22 protein-coding genes are annotated in these 21,337 nt (G+C 61.4%); 3 read left to right on the forward strand and 19 right to left on the reverse strand.

The features are described 5' to 3' along the window. Positions 1-33 precede the first annotated feature (33 nt). The 5 genes from FIU86_RS05690 to FIU86_RS05710 form a co-directional block, all read right to left on the reverse strand. Complete coding sequence (locus tag FIU86_RS05690) at positions 34-561, reverse strand: c-type cytochrome, methanol metabolism-related (protein ID WP_152474178.1); 528 nt, start codon at positions 559-561, stop codon at positions 34-36. Positions 562-667: 106 nt separating this feature from the next. Then, entirely contained in the window at positions 668-2,467 is a 1,800-nt protein-coding gene (locus FIU86_RS05695) for a methanol/ethanol family PQQ-dependent dehydrogenase (RefSeq protein ID WP_152474179.1), read from the reverse strand. A gap of 120 nt (positions 2,468-2,587) precedes the next feature. Further along, on the reverse strand, positions 2,588-2,965 hold the full coding sequence (locus FIU86_RS05700; RefSeq protein ID WP_254703999.1) for a cytochrome c family protein: 378 nt from the start codon (positions 2,963-2,965) through the stop codon (positions 2,588-2,590). A gap of 52 nt (positions 2,966-3,017) precedes the next feature. Continuing rightward, the gene (gene fghA / locus FIU86_RS05705; RefSeq protein ID WP_152474181.1) at positions 3,018-3,851 is read right to left on the reverse strand and encodes an S-formylglutathione hydrolase; all 834 of its coding nucleotides are present in this window, start codon (positions 3,849-3,851) and stop codon (positions 3,018-3,020) included. A gap of 1 nt (position 3,852) precedes the next feature. After that, positions 3,853-4,980 carry an S-(hydroxymethyl)glutathione dehydrogenase/class III alcohol dehydrogenase gene (locus FIU86_RS05710; protein ID WP_152474182.1) on the reverse strand — a complete coding sequence of 376 codons (1,128 nt, stop codon included), beginning with the start codon at positions 4,978-4,980 and terminating at the stop codon, positions 3,853-3,855. Between the two features lie 163 nt (positions 4,981-5,143). Between FIU86_RS05710 and FIU86_RS05715 the strand changes: the two genes are divergently transcribed. After that, complete coding sequence (locus FIU86_RS05715; RefSeq protein ID WP_152474183.1) at positions 5,144-5,758, forward strand: hypothetical protein; 615 nt, start codon at positions 5,144-5,146, stop codon at positions 5,756-5,758. A 3-nt stretch (positions 5,759-5,761) separates the two neighbouring features. Here FIU86_RS05715 and FIU86_RS05720 read toward each other — a convergent pair whose 3' ends face one another. Next, positions 5,762-6,793, reverse strand: a complete 1,032-nt coding sequence (locus tag FIU86_RS05720) for a quinoprotein relay system zinc metallohydrolase 2 (protein ID WP_152476964.1) — start codon at positions 6,791-6,793, stop codon at positions 5,762-5,764. A gap of 107 nt (positions 6,794-6,900) precedes the next feature. Here FIU86_RS05720 and FIU86_RS05725 point away from each other — a divergent pair, with 107 nt between their 5' ends. Beyond that, a complete protein-coding gene (locus FIU86_RS05725; RefSeq protein WP_152474184.1) occupies positions 6,901-7,710 on the forward strand; it encodes a quinoprotein dehydrogenase-associated SoxYZ-like carrier in 810 nt (269 codons plus the stop codon). Positions 7,711-7,796: 86 nt separating this feature from the next. Here FIU86_RS05725 and FIU86_RS05730 read toward each other — a convergent pair whose 3' ends face one another. The 4 genes from FIU86_RS05730 to ectA are packed head-to-tail and all read right to left on the reverse strand — an operon-like array spanning position 7,797 to position 11,512. Continuing rightward, positions 7,797-9,230, reverse strand: a complete 1,434-nt coding sequence (locus tag FIU86_RS05730) for an aspartate kinase (protein ID WP_152474185.1) — start codon at positions 9,228-9,230, stop codon at positions 7,797-7,799. 4 nt (positions 9,231-9,234) lie between these two features. Continuing rightward, positions 9,235-9,636 carry an ectoine synthase gene (locus FIU86_RS05735; protein WP_152474186.1) on the reverse strand — a complete coding sequence of 134 codons (402 nt, stop codon included), beginning with the start codon at positions 9,634-9,636 and terminating at the stop codon, positions 9,235-9,237. 5 nt (positions 9,637-9,641) lie between these two features. After that, positions 9,642-10,931: a diaminobutyrate--2-oxoglutarate transaminase gene (gene ectB, locus FIU86_RS05740; RefSeq protein WP_152474187.1), complete on the reverse strand. Its 1,290-nt coding sequence runs from the start codon at positions 10,929-10,931 to the stop codon at positions 9,642-9,644. A 56-nt stretch (positions 10,932-10,987) separates the two neighbouring features. Next, the gene (ectA, locus tag FIU86_RS05745) at positions 10,988-11,512 is read right to left on the reverse strand and encodes a diaminobutyrate acetyltransferase (RefSeq protein ID WP_152474188.1); all 525 of its coding nucleotides are present in this window, start codon (positions 11,510-11,512) and stop codon (positions 10,988-10,990) included. Positions 11,513-11,757: 245 nt separating this feature from the next. On the opposite strand from ectA, the gene FIU86_RS05750 reads away from it, so the two are divergent. Next, the gene (locus tag FIU86_RS05750) at positions 11,758-12,240 is read left to right on the forward strand and encodes a MarR family winged helix-turn-helix transcriptional regulator (RefSeq protein WP_152474189.1); all 483 of its coding nucleotides are present in this window, start codon (positions 11,758-11,760) and stop codon (positions 12,238-12,240) included. A 45-nt stretch (positions 12,241-12,285) separates the two neighbouring features. Here FIU86_RS05750 and FIU86_RS05755 read toward each other — a convergent pair whose 3' ends face one another. The 9 genes from FIU86_RS05755 to FIU86_RS05795 form a co-directional block, all read right to left on the reverse strand. Further along, positions 12,286-12,672 carry a response regulator gene (locus FIU86_RS05755; protein ID WP_152474190.1) on the reverse strand — a complete coding sequence of 129 codons (387 nt, stop codon included), beginning with the start codon at positions 12,670-12,672 and terminating at the stop codon, positions 12,286-12,288. 50 nt (positions 12,673-12,722) lie between these two features. Then, positions 12,723-13,874, reverse strand: coding sequence for a cell wall metabolism sensor histidine kinase WalK (locus tag FIU86_RS05760; RefSeq protein WP_172977441.1), 1,152 nt, complete (start codon positions 13,872-13,874; stop codon positions 12,723-12,725). 116 nt (positions 13,875-13,990) lie between these two features. Next, on the reverse strand, positions 13,991-16,060 hold the full coding sequence (locus FIU86_RS05765) for an ATP-binding protein (RefSeq protein ID WP_152474192.1): 2,070 nt from the start codon (positions 16,058-16,060) through the stop codon (positions 13,991-13,993). A gap of 117 nt (positions 16,061-16,177) precedes the next feature. Next, complete coding sequence (locus FIU86_RS05770) at positions 16,178-17,356, reverse strand: IS5-like element ISRssp10 family transposase (RefSeq protein ID WP_008281741.1); 1,179 nt, start codon at positions 17,354-17,356, stop codon at positions 16,178-16,180. A gap of 139 nt (positions 17,357-17,495) precedes the next feature. After that, positions 17,496-17,867, reverse strand: coding sequence for an Hpt domain-containing protein (locus tag FIU86_RS05775; RefSeq protein ID WP_172977442.1), 372 nt, complete (start codon positions 17,865-17,867; stop codon positions 17,496-17,498). After that, positions 17,864-18,820 (reverse strand): PleD family two-component system response regulator, encoded by a 957-nt coding sequence (locus FIU86_RS05780; RefSeq protein ID WP_152474194.1) that lies wholly within the window; start codon positions 18,818-18,820, stop codon positions 17,864-17,866. The genes FIU86_RS05775 and FIU86_RS05780 overlap by 4 nt, the downstream gene beginning before the upstream one ends. 169 nt (positions 18,821-18,989) lie before the next feature. Then, positions 18,990-19,991 (reverse strand): HesA/MoeB/ThiF family protein, encoded by a 1,002-nt coding sequence (locus FIU86_RS05785; protein ID WP_152474195.1) that lies wholly within the window; start codon positions 19,989-19,991, stop codon positions 18,990-18,992. Then, positions 19,970-20,566, reverse strand: coding sequence for a thiamine phosphate synthase (locus FIU86_RS05790; protein WP_152474196.1), 597 nt, complete (start codon positions 20,564-20,566; stop codon positions 19,970-19,972). Before FIU86_RS05790 ends, FIU86_RS05785 begins: the two co-directional genes overlap by 22 nt. Next, the gene (locus FIU86_RS05795) at positions 20,563-21,336 is read right to left on the reverse strand and encodes a thiazole synthase (protein WP_152474197.1); all 774 of its coding nucleotides are present in this window, start codon (positions 21,334-21,336) and stop codon (positions 20,563-20,565) included. Before FIU86_RS05795 ends, FIU86_RS05790 begins: the two co-directional genes overlap by 4 nt. Position 21,337: the final 1 nt, after the last annotated feature.

A 21,337-nucleotide genomic window follows, 5' to 3' on the forward strand; every position in this document is an offset into this window, starting at 1 on the left:
GTGAGGCGGGCGGCGGCGCGCAATGCTGTGGATTTAGCCCATGCAGGCATCTTCATCCTCTTGGATCGATTCTGACTTGGCTTGTTTCGAGCCGGGGCGTCCGCGCGGGACGGCCTCCATGCCGCGGGCCTTGAGATAGACATAGATGTCGTCGAGATAGCACATCACGTTCGGGTTGTCGCCGAAGTGGGGCATGACGGAGTTGCCGTTTCCACGGCCGTTCACGACAACATCGTAGAAGTCGTAATAGCCCATGTGGACGGCGGAATTCTTGACTTTGGGGGCGTAGGACGAGCCTTCGCCATCGGGGCCGTGGCAGACGTGGCATTCGGCGTGATAGCGGCGAAAGCCCGAGAAGGTGAGCCAGTCGACGGTGCCGTCTTCGCCCACGTTGTAGGTGGGAACGTCGTCCTCGTTGAAATACCGCCCGTCTTCTTCGTAGGCGACGGTCTCGTCGTGGTTTGCAGGATCGACCGGCTGATCGCTCCAGTTCTGAGCCGAGGCTGTGATCGGCAGCGCGACCAGGGCCGAGGCGAGTGTCAAGCGGAGTCCGGTGCTCATGATGCGGTCATACCTTTCCTGTTTTTGGTACTGATAATGCGTCGTTTATCTTGGGCACGGGGCCGGCCTTCCCGAAGGAGGACCGGCCCCGGCTGTTGCGTATCGCTTAGTCCGGCAGAGCGAACACGGTCAGTTGGCCACCCAGCGCGGTGTAGTCGCTGAGAGCGGCGTAGCCACCCACAGCGCCCAGACCGTCATTGGGGTTGGTCAGACCGGCCGCGAGACCGATGCCGGCCCAGCCACCGACGCCCGAGAGGACGGCGACATACTGTTTGCCTTCACGCTCGTAGGTCATCACGTTGCCGATGATGCCCGAGGGTGTGCGGAACTTGTAGAGTTCCTCACCCGTGGCGGTGTCGACGGCCTTGATATAGCCTTCGAGCGTGCCGTAGAAGGTGATGCCACCCGCGGTCGTCAGAGCACCGGACCAGACCGAGAACTGCTCGGGGTTGGACCACTTGATTTCGCCGTTGATGTTATCCCAGGCGATGAAGTTGCCCATGCCGCCATGGCTGTCCGGGGCAGGGTACATCGACAGGGTCGCGCCCACATAAGGCTGACCTGCGGTGTAGCTGACGCGGAACGGCTCGTAGTCCATGCAGACGTGGTTGGTCGGAACCAGGAACAGCTGGGTTTCCGGGTCATAGGCCGCGGGCTGTTGGTCCTTGGTGCCAAGCGCCGCAGGGCAGATGCCTGTGGAGTTGACGTCTTCGCCGTTCTGCTCGGTGGAGTATTGCGCCACCACTTCAGGACGACCGTAGGTGTCGGACTCGGGGTCCATGTCGACGCCGGAGGTCCAGTTCACGACCGGGTCGTATTTTTCGGCGACCAGAAGTTCACCCGACACACGGTCCATCGTGTAGGCCAGACCGTTACGGTCGAAGTGGGTCAGAAGCTTGCGCTCCTCGCCGTCAATTTCCTGCTCCGTGAGGATCATTTCGTTGACGCCGTCGTAATCCCACTCGTCATGCGGGGTCATCTGGTAGAACCACTTGGCCTCGCCGGTGTCGATGTCGCGGGCCATGACGGTCATGGACCAGCGGTTGTCGCCGGGACGCTGCGAGGGGTTCCACGTCGACGGGTTGCCGGTGCCGTAGTACATCAGGTTCTCGTCGAGATCCGCCGAGTACCAGCCCCAGGTGGTGCCGCCGCCGATTTGCCACTGGTCGCCTTCCCAGGTGTTGGTGCCGGAGTTTTCACCGACAGGCTCACCCAGATGGGTCGTGTTCTCGGGGTCCACGAGGATGTCCTCGTCGGGGCCCATCGAATAGGCGCGCCACGCTTGGCTGCCGTCCGACATGTTGTAGGCGGTCACGTGACCACGCACGCCGAACTCGCCGCCCGAAATGCCGACGATGACCTTGTCCTTGACCGGAAGAACGGTCGCGGTGTTGGTTTCGCCGATGGACGGGTCGCCGTTGACGACTTCCCATTCGACCGAACCGTCGTCAGCGTTCAGAGCCACGACCTTGGTGTCGGCCTGGTGCAGGAAGATCTTGCCGTCGGCATAGGCCACACCGCGGTTCACGGTGTCACAGCACATCACCGGAATGACGTCCGGATCCTGCTTGGGCTCGTATTTCCACTTGATCTTGCCTTCGTCGGCGAGGTCGAGCGCGTAGACGATGTTCGGGAAGGGCGTGTGGACATACATGGTGTCGCCCACGACGAGCGGCGAGCCTTCGTGCCCGCGCAGAACGCCGGTCGAGAAGGTCCATGCGACCTGCAGGTCGCCCACGTTTTCCTTGTTGATCTGATCCAGCTTGGAATGGCGCTGGTTCTTGTAGTCGCCCGTCTGGATCGCCCATTGGCTGGGGTCGTCCATCTGCGTGACAAGGTCGTCATTGGCGACGGCCATGCCAGCGCAGAGCGCCAGACCCGAAGTTAAAAGCATAAGCTTCTTCATTGTAGTCCTCCCATGTAAGCAGCGGTCTTCCGCCGCATTGGAATGGCCGATTATCGACCGTTAAAGCGGGGGTCCCAAGCTCTCTCCTTCGAGGAGCCCCCGCGTCTCGGACGCGCCGCGTTATTCGCCCGTGGAGGCGAGGTACGCGATCACGTTCATTCTTTCTTCTTCCTTGCGCAGACCGGCGAAGGCCATCTTGGTGCCCTTGGCATAGTCACGCGGTTTTTCGAGGAACGCCGCCAGCTCTTCGGGCGTCCACTCCTTGCCCTCGGCGCCCATCTCGGCGAGCACGTCGGAGTATTTGAAGTCTTCATTCGCCGCGACGGGGGCGCCGACGATGCCGGTCAGAACCGGGCCGACCTTGTTCTTGGCGCCTTCGCCGACGGCGTGGCAGGCCATGCATTTGCGGAACACTTTTTCACCGGCTTCGGCGTCGCCTTCGACGTCTTGCGCAAAGCCCAGAGCGGGCGTGGTGGCCAGGATGCCGGCGGCGAGGATGGTACGGATGGTCAAGTTGATGTCTCCCTAGTCAACAGTGTCAGTACACACATCAGTGGTGCAGACGTTCGGCATGCCATGATACGTGGTCTGCGGCGAATGTCTGTACAAAAAAATATGAGTGATCATAGCCCGGCTGAATCCGGACCTGGCCGGGCTGACGGCGTTTGGCCATGGTATCTGCCAGCGCCTCGGGTTTCAGCAGGTCGAGGAACTGGTCGCTCGACCCCTGGTCGATCAGGACGTCGCCTTTCCAGCCGTGTTCCTCGAGCAGCAGCGTGGAATCGTGCTGCGCCCAAGTGCTTTCGTCATCGCCCAGATAGGCACTGAGCTGCTTGCGCCCCCAATCCGAGCGAGTCGGGTTGGCGATGGGCGCGAAGGCCGAGAGCGACTCGAACTTGTCGGGGTTGCGCATGGCGATGGTCATGGCGCCGTGCCCGCCCATGGAGTGCCCGGTGATGCCGTGACGATCCTGCACCGGCTGGGTTTCCATGATGATCGAGTAGAGCTCGTTCACTATGTAGTCGTACATGCGGTAGTGCTGCCGCCAAGGATCGCAGGTGGCGTTGACGTAAAAGCCCGCCCCCTGGCCCAGATCGTACGCCTCGTCATCCGCAACGTTGTCGCCGCGCGGCGAGGTGTCGGGGAACACCAGCGCGATGCCTTCCCGCGCTGCGTGTTCCTGGAAACCGCCCTTGGTCATGGCGTTTTCGTGGTTGCAGGTTAGGCCCGAAAGGTACCAAAGCACCGGAACCGGGCCATCCTTGGCCTGCGGAGGCTGGTAGACAGCGTAGGTCATCTCGCAGGCACAGGTGTTGGAACTGTGCTTGTAGACGATCTGTTCGCCGCCGAAGCTCCTGTTTTGTGAGACGACCTCTACGGACAAATCAGAACTCCACCACGGCGCGGATCGATTTGCCTTCGTGCATCAGTTCGAACCCGTGGTTGATCTCGTCCAGCGTCAGCTTGTGGGTGATCATCGGGTCGATCTCGATCTTGCCGTCCATGTACCAATCGACGAATTTCGGCACGTCGGTGCGGCCCTTGGCGCCGCCAAACGCGGTGCCTTTCCAGACCCGGCCGGTGACAAGTTGGAAGGGACGGGTGGAAATCTCGGCGCCCGCGGGGGCCACGCCGATGATGACCGAGCAGCCCCAGCCGCGGTGCGAGCATTCCAGCGCGTCGCGCATCACCTGCACGTTGCCGGTGGCGTCGAAGGAATAGTCCACGCCGCCGATCTGGTCGATGCCGCGCTTGGTCATGTTCACGATCTCCTGGACCGTGTTGTCGACCTTGGTGGGGTTCACGAAATGGGTCATACCGAACTTCTTGGCCATCTCGGCCTTGTCGTCGTTCAGGTCGACCCCGATGATCATGTCGCAGCCCGCCATGCGCAGGCCCTGGATCACGTTGAGGCCGATGCCGCCCAAGCCGAAGACCGCAGCGGTCGAGCCGATTTCGACGCCGGCGGTGTTGATCACCGCGCCGATGCCGGTGGTCACGCCGCAGCCAATATAGCAGATCTTGTCGAAGGGCGCGTCGTCGCGCACCTTGGCCAGCGCGATTTCGGGCATGACCGTGTGGTTGGCGAAGGTCGAACAGCCCATGTAGTGATGGATCGGCGTGCCGTCGAGCATCTTGAACCGCGTGGTGCCGTCGGGCATCAGGCCCTGACCTTGGGTGTTGCGGATCGCCGTGCAGAGATTCGTTTTGCCCGACAGGCAGGACGCGCATTCACGACATTCCGGCGTGTAAAGCGGGATCACGTGATCGCCGGGCTTGAGCGTGGTGACGCCTTCGCCCACTTCCATCACCACGCCGGCGCCTTCATGGCCCAGGATGGCGGGGAAGATGCCTTCGGGGTCGTCGCCCGAGCGGGTGAATTCGTCGGTGTGACACAGGCCAGTGGCCTTGATTTCCACCAGAACCTCGCCGGCCTTGGGGCCTTCGAGTTCGACTTCCATAATTTCCAGTGGTTTGCCGGCCTCGAGGGCCACGGCAGCTTTAGTGCGCATGATAGTGTATTTCCTCCCGTTCGCGCCGCAGACAGGCACGTGAATCAAAGCTATGGTAGGGGGCGGCAATGCCGCGGCACAATTAGTACCTTGGTTGGTATTCCATTGTGAACCCTTGCCGGGGATGCATGGGCGTGTTCCCATGGGACCAAGGGAGGACCGTATGAGGACGTTCGTTTTAATGGCATTCGCCGGTTTCGTGGGCGTCGCCGCCCCGGTGATGGCCGAGGATTTCTCGGACCCGACTTGGCCTTGCGTGCAGCGCAAGGTGGAATCCTTGTCGCTTGGGCTGATGTGGCCCATCGCGTTGCCGGAAGGCGAGGTCGAGGATCCGGCGCTGGCAGCGGATATCAGGGACCTTGCAGGCACGTTGGCCGTACGGCGGCTGGAGATGGACGCGCTGCGGCAGGCGGCAGAGGATTTCGTCGATCGCTGGCCCGAGGACACGGAAGCCAACCTTGGCCGGGCCTTTTCGCAAACATTCAAGTCGCTCAACACGCGCCGGTCGCAGGTCATCAACGGGATCGCGGACTTCTCGCTGGGGCAGATCGCGCTGTCCGAGAAGATCGACGAGATGCGGCTGGAGATGGACACGGCGCTGGAAGCGGAGAACCCGGATTTCGACCGGGTCGACGAATTGGAGGAGAAGCTGGACTGGGACCAGGTGATCTATTCCGACCGGCAGCAGTCGATCACCTATCTGTGCGAGACGCCGCAACTGATCGAAAAGCGGCTCTTTGCCATCGCGCAGATGCTGCAGGGCGTGGCGAGGGAATAGGCGCTATTCCCATTCAAGTTCGGTGAAGGCGACAGTGGCGTTCCGCGGGTTGTAGGCCTCGAAAAGCTGCCACTTGTCTGCTTCGCTTTCCGCGATTGTGGTGACGGCCTCGCCCAGACGGGTGCCGCGAGCGATGGCGGCGCGGGTGTCGTCGCGCAGCGTTTCCAGATAGCGGTGCTGATCCTCGGCGCCTTCAGGCCAGTCCAGCACCGGGCCGCCGTGGCCGGGGACGATACGGGTGACGTTCCACTTTTTCAGCTGGCCCAGAACGTCGAGCCAGCCTAGCACGCTGCCGTCGAGGGCGGGGGTGTGCATGTGAAAAATGAGGTCGCCTGTGAAGAGCGTGCCGGTCGCTTCGTCCAGCACCGTGAGATCGTTGCCGGTATGGGCGGTAGGCCATGCGTGCAGGGTGAGAATGCGGTTGCCGAGGTCGATCTGCATTGGCGCGTCGGGCGACACCGTGATGTCCGTGTCCGGCGCGGTCGAGCCTATGAAGGCGGGACCGATCAGGCGCGTCAGGCTTTCCGCGTAATTGGCCTGCCTGTCGGCCAGCGCGCGGGGCAGGGCGGCGTGGGAGGCAACCTGTGCCCCGGTGGTGCTGAAGGCATCCGTGCCCAGCACATGGTCGGGGTGCATGTGGGTCAGGATCACGTGGCTGACGGGCTTGTCGGTCTCAAGGCGGATCGCGCGCCAGAGTGCCTCGCCGATCCAGCGGGCCGAGCCGGTGTCGATCACGGCGACGCTGTCTTGGCCGACGACAAAGCCGAGATTCGCGACGTCACCGCGGTTGTCGGTGTCGGGTTCCTCGACCCGGCCCAGATGGGCGAAAACGCCCGGTGCGATCTCGGTCGTGTCGAGCGCCGGGCCAACGGGGGCACAGCGCGGGTCATCGTATGTCTTTGAAAGTTCGGGCAATTGCGCCTCGCACTCGGCCTGTGTTGGAGCCTCGTAATTCGCCAGAAGCATGTCGCGGCAGGCCGGCTCGCCTGCCTCAGAGGCAAGCGCAATGCAGGCTGTGACGACGACCTCGAACATGGCCGGATCTTGCCACACGAGATTGTGAGGTCCATGCCCCATTTCGTATAAGTGGATTTTGCCGCCGTTTCGTGGCATAACACTTGCGCACTGCGGGAGGAGACCGTATGAGACATGCAATCGCATCCGTTTTGGCGCTGGGTCTTGCGGCGTCACCTGGTTGGACTGAGGAGGCGGTCAAGAACCCCTTGACCGAAAGCCCGACCTGGCAGGATCTTCGCTATGACGTGCTGGGCGAGGCCACGCTGGAGGAGGCGGAGGGTCCGCTGAGCGTTGAGGCGCCGTACCGTGCCCATGACGCGGCGACGGTGCCGCTGCACCTGAAACAGACCGATCCGGACGCGCAGATCAGGTCGGCCACGGTGGTGATTGACGAAAATCCTGCGCCAGTTGCCGGAGAGTTCACGTTCGGGCACGGTATGGGGCAACTCGATTTCGAAATGCGCGTGCGAGTGAACCAGTATTCCAATGTGCGGGTTATTACCGAGACCGAGGACGGCCTTTACATGACCGGGCGGTTCGTGAAAGCGTCGGGCGGCTGTTCTGCCCCGGCCTCGAAAGACCCGGAGGTGGCGCTGGCAGGCATGGGCCGTATGAAGCTGCGCAGCTTTGGCGAGACGGCGGCGGTATCCACGCCGCGGCGCGAGGCGCAGATCATGATCCGGCATCCGAATTATTCCGGGCTTCAGCGGGACCAGATTACGCAGCTGTTCATCCCGGCGCATTTCATCGACACGATCGAGGTGCTGCAGGGCGACGAAATGCTGTTCTCGATGACCGGGGGGATTTCGATCTCGGAAAACCCGTCCTTCCGGTTCTTCTATGATGACAACGGCTCGGCAGACCTGACTGTGAAGGCCACGGATACCGAGGGTAACGTGTTCGAAAATACCTTGCCGAAATCGCTGGACGGCTGACCACGGCTTGATCTTCTAAATACGAAACGCGCGTGCCGGAATCCCGACACGCGCGTTTTTTTGAATCATCTAGGGCGAGGGCGCTGTCAGGCAGCGATCGTGATGTCCGACTTTTTTCCGTTTTCGGACGCCTTGCCGAAGAACGTGTCGTGAAGCGCCTTGATCGCCGGATCGCGGTCTTCGCGTTCGAGTATGAACTGCGTATCGACGTGGCGCGGGCCTTGGGTGGCCCCGAGCGAGGCCATGCCGTTGTCATCCAGCGCCTGCAGGCCGCGCTGCAGCGTGCTTAGCCCATCGAGATCACGCCCGATAACGGAGACCAGCGAAAGCTTGCGATTGCGGATTTCGGACTGCGGATATTTCTCCGCCAGATCGTCGGCGACCTTGCGCATGGCTTTGACCGATGCGTCGACATAGTGCGTGATCGTGTTGGCGTTGGACGCCTTCGACACGATGCGCACGGCGTTGCGCGTCAGCGCGTCGAGAATGGCGGCGTCGTAGCCTTTGACGCCGACCATGTCCTGTTCGAACACTTCCAGCGCGATGATGTCGAGGCCGGTGACCATCTCGACCGCCGGCGTTTCGGCGGGTTGATCGTCGATGACCGTGCCGGGCTCTTCGGGCTCGAACGCGTTGGTGACGCGCAGGGGCACGCCGGCCTGGCGCAGTGTCTTGGCAGCGGAGGGATGGATCGCTTCCATCCCGAGGTTCGCCATCTGGTCGGCCACGTCATAGTTGGTATGACCCAAGGTGCGCACGTTCTCTGCGCCGACCAGCTTGGGGTCGGCAGAGGAAAGGTGAAATTCCTTGTGGATGATCGCCTCGCGCGCGCCGGTCAGGGCGGCCATCTGCGAGAATGTGACCTCGGAATAGCCGCGGTCGAATTCCTTCATCAGGCCCTCGCGGCACTGGGCATAGCCGGTGACGATCGGCATTTCCGTGGCCGGGTCGATGCTGGCCATTGCGTTGTTGATACGCTCGTCCAGTGTGACTTCGCCATCTTCGCGCCAGCCTGTCAGGTCCACGGCGCGGGCGTTGACACCGGCACGTTTCAGCACCAATGCCGCCACGTGCGCGCTGTGCGCTTCGCCAAGGCCCGAAAGCAACTCGCGGATATGCATCAGGTGCGCGTTCAGCCGGAAATGGCCGTAGGAGCACAGGCGCTGGAGGTCGATCAGACAGTTGCGGGCACCTTCGATCCGTTCGTTCACAAAGGCAGTCGCCTGAGCGATGTCGGCAGGGTGCTCGAGCACGTCCTCATGCGCTTTGATCATGGCGCGACAGGCCTTTGTCAGCGCATCGTGCCAGCCATGGTCGTCCTCGGCGTCGGCGAAAGCGGCATAGGCGCCATCCTCGCCCGATTTCTTGTGCTCCAGCAGCATGTCGGTGATGCCACCGAAGGCCGAAACGACGAAGATACGTCCGTATTGCGGCTCTCCGTTCTTGATGAACAGGGTATCGCGCAATTCGTGCAGGCGGGACATGGACGTCCCGCCGATTTTCTCCACTGTGTGGGTCATTGGTTCACGCCTCGGCGGTTTCGGGCGCCGCGTAAGAGCCATCTTCGCGATGCACCTCGTTGCCGGTGACCGGCGGGTTGAAGCAGCAGGCCATTACCAGCTCTTCGTCGGCGCGCAGTATGTGGCGGTCGTGCTTGTCTAGCGCATACATCACGCCGGGCTTGATCTCGTGCGTTTCGCCGGTGGCGATGTCGGTGATCGAGCCGGTGCCTTGCATGCAATAGACGCTCTCGAAGTGATTCTTGTATTCGAACGTATGTTCGGAACCGGCCTCGAGAAAGGTGATGTGGAACGAAAAGCCCATGTTGTCATCGGCCAGCAGCATCCGGACGCTTGTCCAGTTGGCGTCCGAGACGACGCGGTCTTTTTCGTTCTCGGTGATCTTGTTGAAGTCTCTGACGATCATTTCGGTTACTCCGCAGCGATGTTGTGGCCTTCGACGCAGGTCGAGGCAGCTTTTTCCAAAATATCGAGACCCTTCTCAAACAGCTCGACCGGGATGGTCAGCGGTGCAAGGACCTTGACGACTTCGTCAAAGCTGCCCGAGGTCTCGATGATGAGCCCGTTGCGGAATGCTTCGCCGCAGATTTGCTCGGCCAATTCGCCCGAGCCGACATCCACGCCGCGCATCATGCCGCGGCCCTTGAGCTTGGCGCCCGGCACCATGTCGGCGATGCGTTGCAGGCGCGTCTCGAGGATCTTGGCCTTTTCGGCGACCTCGTTCTTGAATTTGTCGTCCGACCAGAACTTCTCGAGCGCGACGCGTGCAGTGATGAACGCATGCGTGTTACCCCGGAACGTGCCGTTATGCTCGGCCGGTTTCCAGATGTCCAGATCGCGACGGATCAGCAACGTGGCGAAAGGCAGGCCGAAGCCTGACAGCGATTTCGCCAGCGGGATCATGTCGGGCTCGACATCCATGTCGTCGAAGCTGAAGAAGCTGCCCGTGCGGCCGATACCGGCCTGGATATCGTCTACGATTAGAAGGATATCGTGGTTTTTGGCGAGCCGGCCAAGGCGTTCGACCCACTCTCTGGAGGCGGCGTTCAGGCCACCTTCGCCTTGAACCAGTTCGACCAGAAAGGCAGCAGGGGCGTCGACACCCGATGAGGGATTATCGAACATCATTTCCATTTGACCGATCGTGTCCACATCGTCGCCGAAGGCACCGTCATAGGGCATCCGGTTGATGCCGCACAGCGGCGCGCCACCGGCGCCGGCGCGCTTGCCGGCGTTGCCGGTGCACGCCAAGGCGCCCAGCGTCATCCCGTGGAAGCCGTTCGTGAAGGCGATGATGTCGCGGCGGCCAGTGACCTTGCGCGCAAGCTTCAGTGCGGACTCGACGGCATTGGTGCCGGTCGGACCCGTCATCATGATCTTGTGGTCCATGCCGCGCGGCTCAAGGATCAGTTTCTCGAACGTCTCGAGGAACTGCGCCTTGGTGTCAGACATCATGTCCAGCCCGTGGGCGATGCCGTCATTCGAGATATGCTCGAGCAGGGCTGCCTTCATATCGGGGTCGTTATGACCGTAGTTTAGTGAAGAACAACCGGCCAGGAAGTCGATATAGGTGCGGCCGTCCACATCGGTCATTTCGGCGCCAGATGCAGACGTGAACACGGTATCGAACCCGCGGCAGTAGCTACGGGCTTCGGATTCACGACGTTCAAAAACAGGTTTATGGGAGGTATTCGTAGACATACGACCTCTCTTTCAATGTCAGAATTTGAGGGGGATTTGGGGAGGTGGCCCCGGTATTAGGCCACTTTTGCCAGCTCTTCGGCCAGCGGAATCGTCACGAGGTTCTCCGTCTTGCTTTGACCGTTGAAGTGCTCGTCTTCCTCGTAATACGCCTCAGCATCAAGATCGGTTCCACACTCTTCGGCAAATTTCTTGAAAAGGGCCCAAGATGCGTCGTTATCCGACGTAATCGTAGTCTGGATCTTGTTGACGTCCGCACATGCATCGCGCTGCAACGCTTCTTTCAGCATCAGCGAACCAAGGCCCATGCCGCGCGCATCTTCCGAAACGGCAACCTGCCAGATGAACAAAGTCTCGGGATCGCTCGGAATGACATGGCCCGATACCCAGCCCACGGGCTTGCCCTCAATCTCGGCGAGAACGCAAGTGTCGGAAAAGTGGTCGCACTGGATCAGATTGCAGTACATCGAGTTTTCGTCGAGCGGCTTGCATTCGCGCACGAGTTCCCAAATTTCCGAGCCGTCCGTCGGTTCGGGCTCGCGAAGGGTCGGGACGATTTCTTTTGCAAGGTCGCGGGGCATGTTTGTATCTCCGATTTGCTTTGGTTTACTAAGTAGCATCGGACTGGTGGTACTTCAAGTGACTAAGTATAATATTTACTAGGACCTCTAATTTCCACAAAAATAACTTGTTTTTAGCGTCAAATCGCTTTGGCTATAGCAGTGAATTTAGCGATATCTGGTTAATAAGGCTAACCAAAGGGGGCTTCACAAACCAAGTTTGCGTGTATATGTTTAGCTATCCTAACGAAACGTCAAAGGTAGGAATGGACCGCATCGATACCTCTTTAGTCGCACTCAGACGCATTCTTCGCGCGACCGATTTGTTCGGTCGCGAAGTCAAACAGTCCGCCGGGGTGACTCCCGCGCAGTTCCGGGTTTTGCAGATCATCGGCGAGACCGGGCAGGCAACAGCGACCGCGATATCATCGCGAATGCGTGTGACGCAGGCGACCGTGACCTCGCTGGTGGACAAGCTGGTGAACGAGGGGATGGTCTTGCGTGAAAAGTCGACACGAGACCGCCGGCAGACCAATATCCACCTTACCGCGAAGGGGCGCGACACGCTGGCCAAGGCGCCAGACCCATTGCAGCAGCGCTTCGTTCGAAAGTTTTCTGTCATGGAAGACTGGGAGCAAGCAATGCTGGTGGCCAGCTTGGAGCGCGTGGCGGCAATGCTGGACGCGGACGAGATCGATGCGGCACCCGTGCTCGATTCCGGCGACTTCAAGAGCTTGAGCGACGGCTGAGCACCCGCGCCGCCGCAAGATTGTCTCGTTGCTGTGCCGCTCGGATCAGCGCTTTTGCCAGATTTCCTCGATCTGGGACGACAGCGTCATCGGGTCCACCGGTTTGGTGATGACGGCCAAGGCGCCTTTGTCACGCAGCTGCTTGGAAAAAGAATCTTCGGCCTTTGCCGTCAGAAATATCGTGGGTATGTCTGCAAATCCGGGCTTGGCCGTGATGGCGCGCCAAACATCTTCGCCGGACATGTCGGGCATCATTACATCCAGCAAAAGCATCTGCGGCTTGACCGACACGGCAGCCTCGACCGCGCCTTGGCCGGTGGCGAACTGCTGCACGTCGAAGGAGCCGACGGTTTCAAGGGCCATGTGGATGATCACGCGGATGTCTTCGTCATCGTCCACATGAAGGATGGTTTGCAGGGGCTGCTGCGCCATGACTGTCTCCTCCTTGGGACGATTGGGAAATGTGAGGATGTTGGCCATACCTAGCTCGCCACCCACTCCACATCTTGGTTCAGATCACTCAAAAGTACAAGATGCGGGGGGATCCGAAACTGGAAGGTGCTGCCCTGGCCGACCTCGGATTGGAAGGTGATCGGATAGTCGAGGCGCTTTGCGATGGCGGCCACGATTGCAAGGCCGAGGCCGGTTCCCGGACGCTTGCTGCCATCACCGGCGCAGGCCTGGGAAAAGGGCTTGAACAACATGCGGTTCTGTTCTTCGGAGATACCCGGGCCCTGGTCGGTGACGGAGATGGCAATCCCGTCCTCGGCCTCGGAAATCCCGACGCGAACGACCCCGCCCCGAGGCGAATACTTGATCGCGTTGGAGCCGAAATTGGTGATGATCTGGGCGATGCGTTCGGCGTTGCCCAGCACCATGGCGCTGCGCAGCTTTGTCTCGACCTCGAGACGGACTTCGTTTTCAAGAGCCGCGCCGGAAATCAGTTCGATGGTGTCTTGCACACATTCCACGACGTCCATTTCGGCGATGGAGAAGTCCATCTTGTTGCTGTTGATCTTTTCCAGGTCGAGAATGTCATTGACGATAGACAGCAGGCGGTCGGTATTGCGGGAGGCGATGTCGACCACGCTTTGTGTCTTGGGGTCCAGCTTGGATACCGCGCCGGCCTTGAGCAGGCGCAGAGCCCCGTGGATCGACGTAAGCGGTGTGCGCAATTCGTGGCTGACGGTCGACACCGTTTGGACCTTGTCGGAATCCGCGCTTTTGCGGGCAGAGATATCGCGTAGAACGGAGACGAAGAAGTCGCCCTCGTCGTGTGTTCGCACAAGTCGTGTCGAAACTTCGACCGGGAGGGTGAGATGCGTGAGTTCGAGGGTGATCGCGCTTTGCTCACCGCTGAGCAGGGGGGCCGCGGCACGGAAAAACGACTTGCTGTCGAAGGTGGCGGCGGTGTCGCTGATACGCTTGGTGCGGGCCAGCTCGGGGGTCCAGCCATGGCGGGCGCGGGCGGCAGCGTTCATGTAACGGATGCGAAGCGTGTCGCTGGCGTAAACGTAGACGCCGTCCTGCAAGCTTTCGAGGATCGTTTCGAGAAAGGAAAGGTCGGTGATAGCGGCATCAATCGGGTGCGTGGCGCTGTCGTCGTGTCCTTGACGGTTTGCAATTTGTTGCATGGTTGCCCTTTCGTGCCGTGTCATGGTGCCGGCCAAAAAAATCCTAGTTCTCGGGGGTGGTGTTCATTGGGCTGGAAAAAGGAAAAGTTTAGGCAAGATCGGCAAGTCCGCGCGCGTCAAGCGGCCAGTTCCGTAGGAGTTCGCGCGCGGATTGGAAGGGTGATCGTAAAGGTACTGCCGCGGCCCTCTTCGCTTTCGACCGAAATCTCGCCACCGTGCAACTCGATGAGTTCGCGGCTGATCGCAAGGCCCAGTCCGGTGCCCGAATTGCGCCGCGTAACGGAGGTGTCGACTTGCACGAACTGATCGAAGATCTGGTCCAGCTGGTCTGCGGGTATGCCACAGCCGGTGTCGCGCACGGTGATCCGCACTTGGGTGTCGTCGCTGTCCGATGACAGGTGAACGCCGCCGGTTTCTGTGAACTTGATGGCGTTGCCGACGACGTTGATAAGCACCTGGCGCAGACGCTTGGCATCGGCTGCGACCGCAAGGGGGGCGACATCCGAAGTCAGCGAGATGCCCTTTTCGGTGGCCTTGATTCCAAGGCCTGAGGTGACGGTTTTGACGGTGTCTTTGAGATCAATTCGCTCAAGATTGAGCTCGACGGTCTCTGCCTCGAGCTTGGCGCGATCCAGTACGTCATTGATCAGCCCGAGAAGGTGATCGCTGGCGGTGGTGATGCGGCCGGACATTCCGGACACGTCATTGCGCAATGCGGCGAGTGCCTCAGCGCATTCGGACTTGTCCGCGCCGCTGCGCACTGCGTGATCCAGCGCCTTGAAACCGGGCAAGACCTCGAGGTTTTCAAGGAAACGAGCATATCCGATGACCGAGGTGAGCGGAGTGCGCAGCTCGTGGCTGATGATATTGAGAAAGTTGTTCTTGGCCCGGTTCGCGGCCTCGGCCCGTTCGCGGGCCTGCTTCAACTCGGTGATGTCGACGCGGAAGCCCACGGTGTTGCCGTCCGGTGAACGGGTTTCGGCGACCTTGAGCCAGCGGCCATCGCCTAGCTTTTGCTCAATCGGTTCGGTCGGGTTGAAATGCTTGTCCAGCCGCTCTTGCAGCCACTCGTCCTCGCGACCGATCGCATCCTTGTACTGACCGTTTTTCAGGCCCTCTCGCAGTATGTTTTCAAACGTGTTGCCTGGGTAGATCGCGCTGCGCGAAAGATCGTAGTAGGACAGGTATTTCTCGTTGGCGAAAACGAGGCGATCAAGTTCGTCATACAGCGCAAAGCCGTCGTCGATCGAGTTGATCGCCGAGCGCAGCTGACCTTCGGCGATGCGTTTGGAGCGGTACATCGACCAGAGCGCCAGGATCATGCCGCACAGAAGGGCGCTGCTCAGAAAGCTGAGGACCCAGACATAACCTTCTGCCCGAACATGTGCGGGCCAGCCCGAGGACGGTACAAGACCGATTTGCCAGGTGCTGCTATCTGTCGGAACCCGGCGAAGGATAGGATTGTTGTCAAAAATGCTTTCCGGGCCGTATTTCATCTTGGCGGGCATCGAGTCAGGCGTCAGGCTGCGGATCGCGATTTCATGGGCCTCGATGCCAAGGTCTTGATAGATCTGGGCCATCAGACGCTCGCGGTCTACAACGACCGAGATCAGGCCGGACGCGATGCGCGACATATCCTGCCTGTTGTTCGGATAGTATGGAGTTCGTTGGATAAAGGCCTTGCCCCCCTGAACCAGATCGACCGGACCTTCAAGTGATGCCTTGCCCGAGTTCAGTGCCTCGCGAACGGCCATGAATTGCGTGGGCACCAGCCGATAGTCCAGACCTATCGCCTTTTCATTTCCGGAGATTGGGTAAATCTGCTCGATGACGAAACCGCGGGACCGACCGACCACGAGGATCGCAGGCGTCGTTCCGATCAGGGGTTCAACCAGATTCTGGTATTCCTGCTGCGTGAGGTTGGGGTTTTGTTCAATCGAATAGCGAATTGCTCGTGCGATAACATCTACGTTCGTCAACTCGCGTTGCAAAGCGCCGGCTATGGCATCCGCGTTCTGTGCGGCGTCTTCCCTGGCTGTCTGGCGTGCAAGGTCCAGAAGGCGGGTGTTGGTCTGGCTGGCGATGACTGCAGTCAAGATCAGCACCACGACGATAGTGATCCCGACGGCAACGGGAAACTCTCGGAGTTTGACGACTTTTTTCAGTCTCGCGAAATGGCTTGGCACGTCGGAGTCCCTTAACAGGCTGCTGAAGAAGTCAGCCTTGAAGGACGTTATTCTTCCCCCACGGTTTGAAGGTGGCTCTTTGCGACTGCGGACGCCGGGTCGGGTTTGCCCCCTTCGTCAGGGGGCAAGGAGTTTCGGTAGTCTGGCCAGATTGCAGGCTGCCATGGTCATTGTGAATTGGGCGCGGACCCTGTCGAGGCCGCGATGAACAGTCTGGGCCATGCCGCCCACGGTCTTGGCCCAGCCAAAGGGTTCCTCGATCTTCTTCCGGCGCCGCTGTGACAAGGCATAACCGGGATGCTGGGTGGTTCGCCCGTCGATTGCGGAACTCCGGGCCTTCTGCGCGACATGTGGCGTCACAACCATGCGCCTGAGTGCGGCAACAAAGTTGGCGCTGTCATATCCCTTGTCTGCTCCAAGCGTCAGGCGCCGGGTCGAGCCAGGGGAGTGTCGGTTGATCATCTCGAGGGCCGCCTTGCGCTCGCCGTAACCATCGGCATGGGTCAAATCGGCCTGCACGATCAGCCCGTTGCGGTTCTCCATCAGCGTATGTCCCATGAAGCACAATGTCGCCGCGGCACCCGGTGCCTTCTTGTAGAGACGGGCATCGGGGTCCGTCACAGAGATGTGGGTTGCGTTCGAGCGCTTCTGGCCCCGGAAGTTCACTGCGGCGTTGCGGATATGGCGGGGCGTGTCGGGCATCGGCTGCGTTTCTGTCTGCTGGGGCTGCGGTTCGGTGTTTGCGAAGGTCGCGTCGGCCGGTGGTGGCGGTCCGCCAGGATCATCGTCATGCGGTGGCGGCGCGCTGTTCCTGGGCTGAAAGCTCTTCATGGACGCCCACGCCTTGACCAAAGTGCCGTCTACCGAGAAGTGTTCATCCGAGAGGAGCGGACGGACCTCCGGGTGCGCCAGGATCGCCGCCATCAGCTTGCGCGACATGTCGGTCGTCAGCAGCCGATCGCGGTTCTTGGTAAACACCGTAGGAACCCAGACCGGATCGTCGATGCCAAGGCCGACGAACCACCGAAACAGCAGGTTATAGTTCATCTGTTCCATCAGCTGCCGTTCCGAGCGGATCGAGAACAGGAGCTGAAGAAGGCTCGCACGGATCAGTCGCTCCGGCGCGATGGAGGGGCGGCCAAAATCGGTGTAGAGCGCGGCGAACTCGGCATCCAGGCTGGCCAGCGCGTCATTGACGACCCGACGGATCAACCGCAGCGGATGACGATCCGGAACCCGCTGCTCAAGATCAACATAGCTGAACAGCGACCCGCTTGCCTCGTCCGTCCCACGCATCGCCACCTCCTGCTGCCGCTGCCATGCCGGAAGTGAATCATGTTCTCATAACCGCGTCGAGGGCCGACTTTTTCAGCAGCCTGTTAAGTGCAGCGAGTGGCGGTTGTAGATCCGGCGGCGCTGCTCGCCGCGCGGTCGGTCAGATTTCTGTCAAGTGATGTTCGAGCAGGTCGAGGAACTGGTTGACCTTTTCGTTCAGTGCGGTCCGGACATCCGGCGACAGCGGCCGCGTTTCGATTTGTGTCACGTGCTCTTCCAGAACGCGGGCTAGGGCTGAGACATCATCTAGGCCAAGGCTCCCGGCAACGCCGCAGATGCGGTGGGCTTCGAATTTCAGGCTTTCAAGCGCGGCTTGCGTGTCGGAGCCAAGGGCCAGGCGGGCGGTCTCGATACGGCAGATGCGCGCATCGAGGCCGGCGCAGAAATCGCGGCGCATTCCGGCCAGAGCGTCTGCGACGCTGGAGCGGGTCGCGGCGGTGTCGGGTCGCGTGGGGCGGGCGGGGGTGGTCATGCGCTTGCCCGCAATTCGTGTGTTTCCACGGTCCCGTTGGGCGCGTGCGCGGAGCGGCGAGCCCGCGCGATCAGGGTGGTGGGGCATTGCGCGCGGAACAGGCCGTTGCGGACCGGCGCGCCGATTAAGACCTGCGGCAGCGTCATGTCGATGGCCGAGAAGCGCAGGCGCAGGGCTTCGAGTTCGTGCGCCAGGTTTTCCTGGATCAGCGCCGCGTCGACCTGCGGCCGGTCGATCAGCAGCGCCACGATATCGCCCTTGCCGGGACAGGTCAGCATGTGCGGAACGGCGGAGAGCGACCGCGACACGGCCTGTGCCATGTCGCCGATCAGCACGGCGTAGTAGGTCGGGTCCATCATCCGAAAATAGTGCTCGGCCTGGGGCAGGGTGAAGCCGATTGCGCATGACTGGCGCAGACGGATGTTGCCCTGTTTGAGAAGGAAATTTTCCATAGACATCAGGCTGACCGCACCGGGCACGTCATCGAGGATGATTTCGCCGTCGAACTCTGCCGAGGGGAACAGGATCGCCTCCTGTTTCAGAACGTGTTCGTGCAGCAGGCGGGCCTGGGCGCGTTCCGCCAGAATGTTGCGGGCCATCTCAAGGCGGATCTTCAGCTCGACCATTTCAAGCGGCTTGGTAATGTAATCATTCGCCCCGGCCATGAAGGCCGCGTCGATCGATGTCTTGTCGGTCAGGGCCGACAGCATCACGATGGGCGTCGCTTGGTGATGCGGGATGGCGCGCAGGCGCCGAACCAGTTCGATCCCGTCCATCGGCATCATGCGAATGTCGACGATGAAACATTCGACCGGGTTGGTCCGGGTCGCCGCGATATCCAGTGCCTCGGGGCCGGTGAAAGCGGTTTCGATGTTCTGATATCCAAGCTGTTCAAGCCGTGTTTTGAGAAGATCGCAGAAGATCGGCTCGTCATCTATCGCTAGAATGCGCATTGTTTCTCTTTCTTCTTTATTTGTCTGCTCGCGCCCTGATTGTTCACGGCCAAATCGGGCGGAAATGTGGCGCAGAGAAGGTAAAAGCGTATTTTCAGAAAATTATTCGCCTTCAGGTGGTGCGAGGGATTGTCGCACCAGTCCGATGAACCGAAGCCATCCTGAAAGCCTATGTGCCTGGCGTGTTGCCGGCCGCGACAAGGGCGATTTCGCCGGGCCAGCGTTGGCGCAGATGTGTGGCGGCCTGCCACGCGCGCAGGCCCGAGCGGCATGCGAAGACCGCGCGCCCGCCGTCGGGCGGCACAAGGCCGGCGCCGCTTGTGAAATCATCGAGAGGAATGCGCTGCGCGTGGGGCGAGACGGGGTTTGGCGCTTCTTCGGGGGGACGCAATTCGACCACGAAATCGCGGGCGGTGATCTGGCTGGCGGCGATGAAGCGCAGGTCGGCGGCAGGCTCGGGCGCGGCGTCGAAGCGAAAGCCGCAACTGCGATAGCCTTGCATGTCGAAGGTCAGCACCTGGCCCAGCGGCGAGGGTGTCTGCCCGGTCAGGCAGGCCAGCGCCATCTGCGCCTGTGCCGCCCCGATCATGCCGACGACCGGCCCCATGACGCCCGCCGTGGCGCAGGTCGCGGCGCGATCGGGCAAGTCGGGGAAGACGGCGCGCAGGGAGGGCGCGGTGCCGCAGAAGCCGCCCGCGTAGCCTGATACGCCCAAAACCGAGGCGCTGATGAGCGGCACGCCTGCGGCGCGGCAGGTGTCGGACAGGATATAGCTGACCGCGAAGCTGTCGGCGCAATCGAGCACAAGCGTCGCCTGCGCCACGAGGTCGGACACGTTGACCGGATCGAGCGGGGCCAAGACGGTGTCGATGGTACAGTTGGTGTTGAGGCGGCGCAGGGTGTCGGCGGCCGCCTCGACCTTGGGACGGTCGATATCGGCCTCGCGAAAGAGCGTCTGGCGGTGCAGGTTGGTAAGGGAAACCGTGTCGCCATCAACCAGCGTCAGGTGCCCTACGCCAGCACCGGCCAGGTATTGCAGGACAGGTGCGCCCAGCCCGCCTGCGCCGACCACCAGCACATGCGCCGCATCCAGGGCGGCCTGTCCGGCCTCACCCATCCCGGGCAGGCAGATCTGGCGGGTGTAGCGGTTCATCTTGTCGCCGCCAGCCATTCGCGCACCCGCGTTTCGGGGCTGTCGTTGAGGGTGATATCGGTAACCGCCGCCACAACGTCGGCGCCTGCTGCAAAAGCACCGGGAGCGCGGTCGACGGACATGCCGCCTATGGCGATGAGTGGAAGGTCGCCAATCAGGCCGCGCCATTGCGTCAGGCGGTCGAGGCCCTGTTCGTGCCACTTCATCTTTTTCAGAATGGTCGGATAGATCGGGCCGAGGGCGATATAGTCGGGTTTCAGTGCCAGCGCGCGGTCGAGTTCGGCCTTGTCATGGGTGCTGATACCAAGGCGCAGGCCAGCATCACGGATGGAAGATATGTCAGCGGTATCAAGGTCTTCCTGTCCAAGATGAATGTAGGTGCAGCCAGTGTCGATGGCCTCGCTCCAATGGTCGTTGACGATGAGCGTGCAGCCATGCGCGTCGCAGACTGCCTTGGACCGCAGGATGTGGTCGCGCAGGGTGTCCGGTGCCGCGTCCTTCACGCGCAGTTGCACCAGCTTGATGCCAAGAGGCACGAGGCGTTCGATCCAGTCGGCGCTGTCGAATATGGGATAGAAGGGGTCGAGCGTCATTCGAGGAACGCCTTGCCGATGATCGGAGTCGACGGGGCGGCCATGTCGCGCGGCTCCATCGGGTCGGCGGATTGGGCGAGTTTCCCGGCCTTGAGGGCAAGCGCGAAGGCTTCGGCCATCGCCGCCGGGTCGCCCGCCTTGGCCACGGCGGTGTTGAGAAGGATTGCGTCATAGCCCAGCTCCATCGCCGCCGTCGCCTGTGAGGGCAGACGCAGACCTGCGTCGATCACCAGTGGCACGTCTGGGAAATGCGCCCGCAGCGCGCGCAGGCCGAAGATGTTGTTCAGGCCCAGCCCCGAGCCGATCGGCGCGCCCCAGGGCATAAGCACTTCGCAGCCGGCGTTGAGCAGGCGGTCGGCCACGACGAGATCTTCGGTGGTGTAGGGAAAGACCTGGAAGCCGTCCTCGGTCAGGATGCGCGCGGCCTCGACCAAGCCGAAGACATCTGGTTGCAGGGTATCTTCCTCGCCGATGACCTCCAGCTTGATCCAGGGCGTGTCGAACACCTCGCGCGCCATGTGCGCGGTGGTCACTGCCTCTTTCACGCTGTGGCAGCCGGCGGTGTTGGGCAGGATGTGCACGCCCAGATCGCGGATCAGGTTCCAGAAATCCTGGCCCGCGCGGTCCTGCCCACTTTCGCGGCGTAGCGAGACGGTGGCGACGCTGGCGCCGCTGCGCCGGAACGCCTCGGCCAGGATGGCGGGCGAGGGGTATTGGGCGGTGCCCAGCATGAAGCCGTTGGCAAGCGTGGTGCCGTAGAAGTCGCGCATG

Origin of the sequence: Roseovarius sp. THAF9 (assembly GCF_009363715.1) — a bacterium.
Taxonomy (GTDB): domain Bacteria; phylum Pseudomonadota; class Alphaproteobacteria; order Rhodobacterales; family Rhodobacteraceae; genus Roseovarius.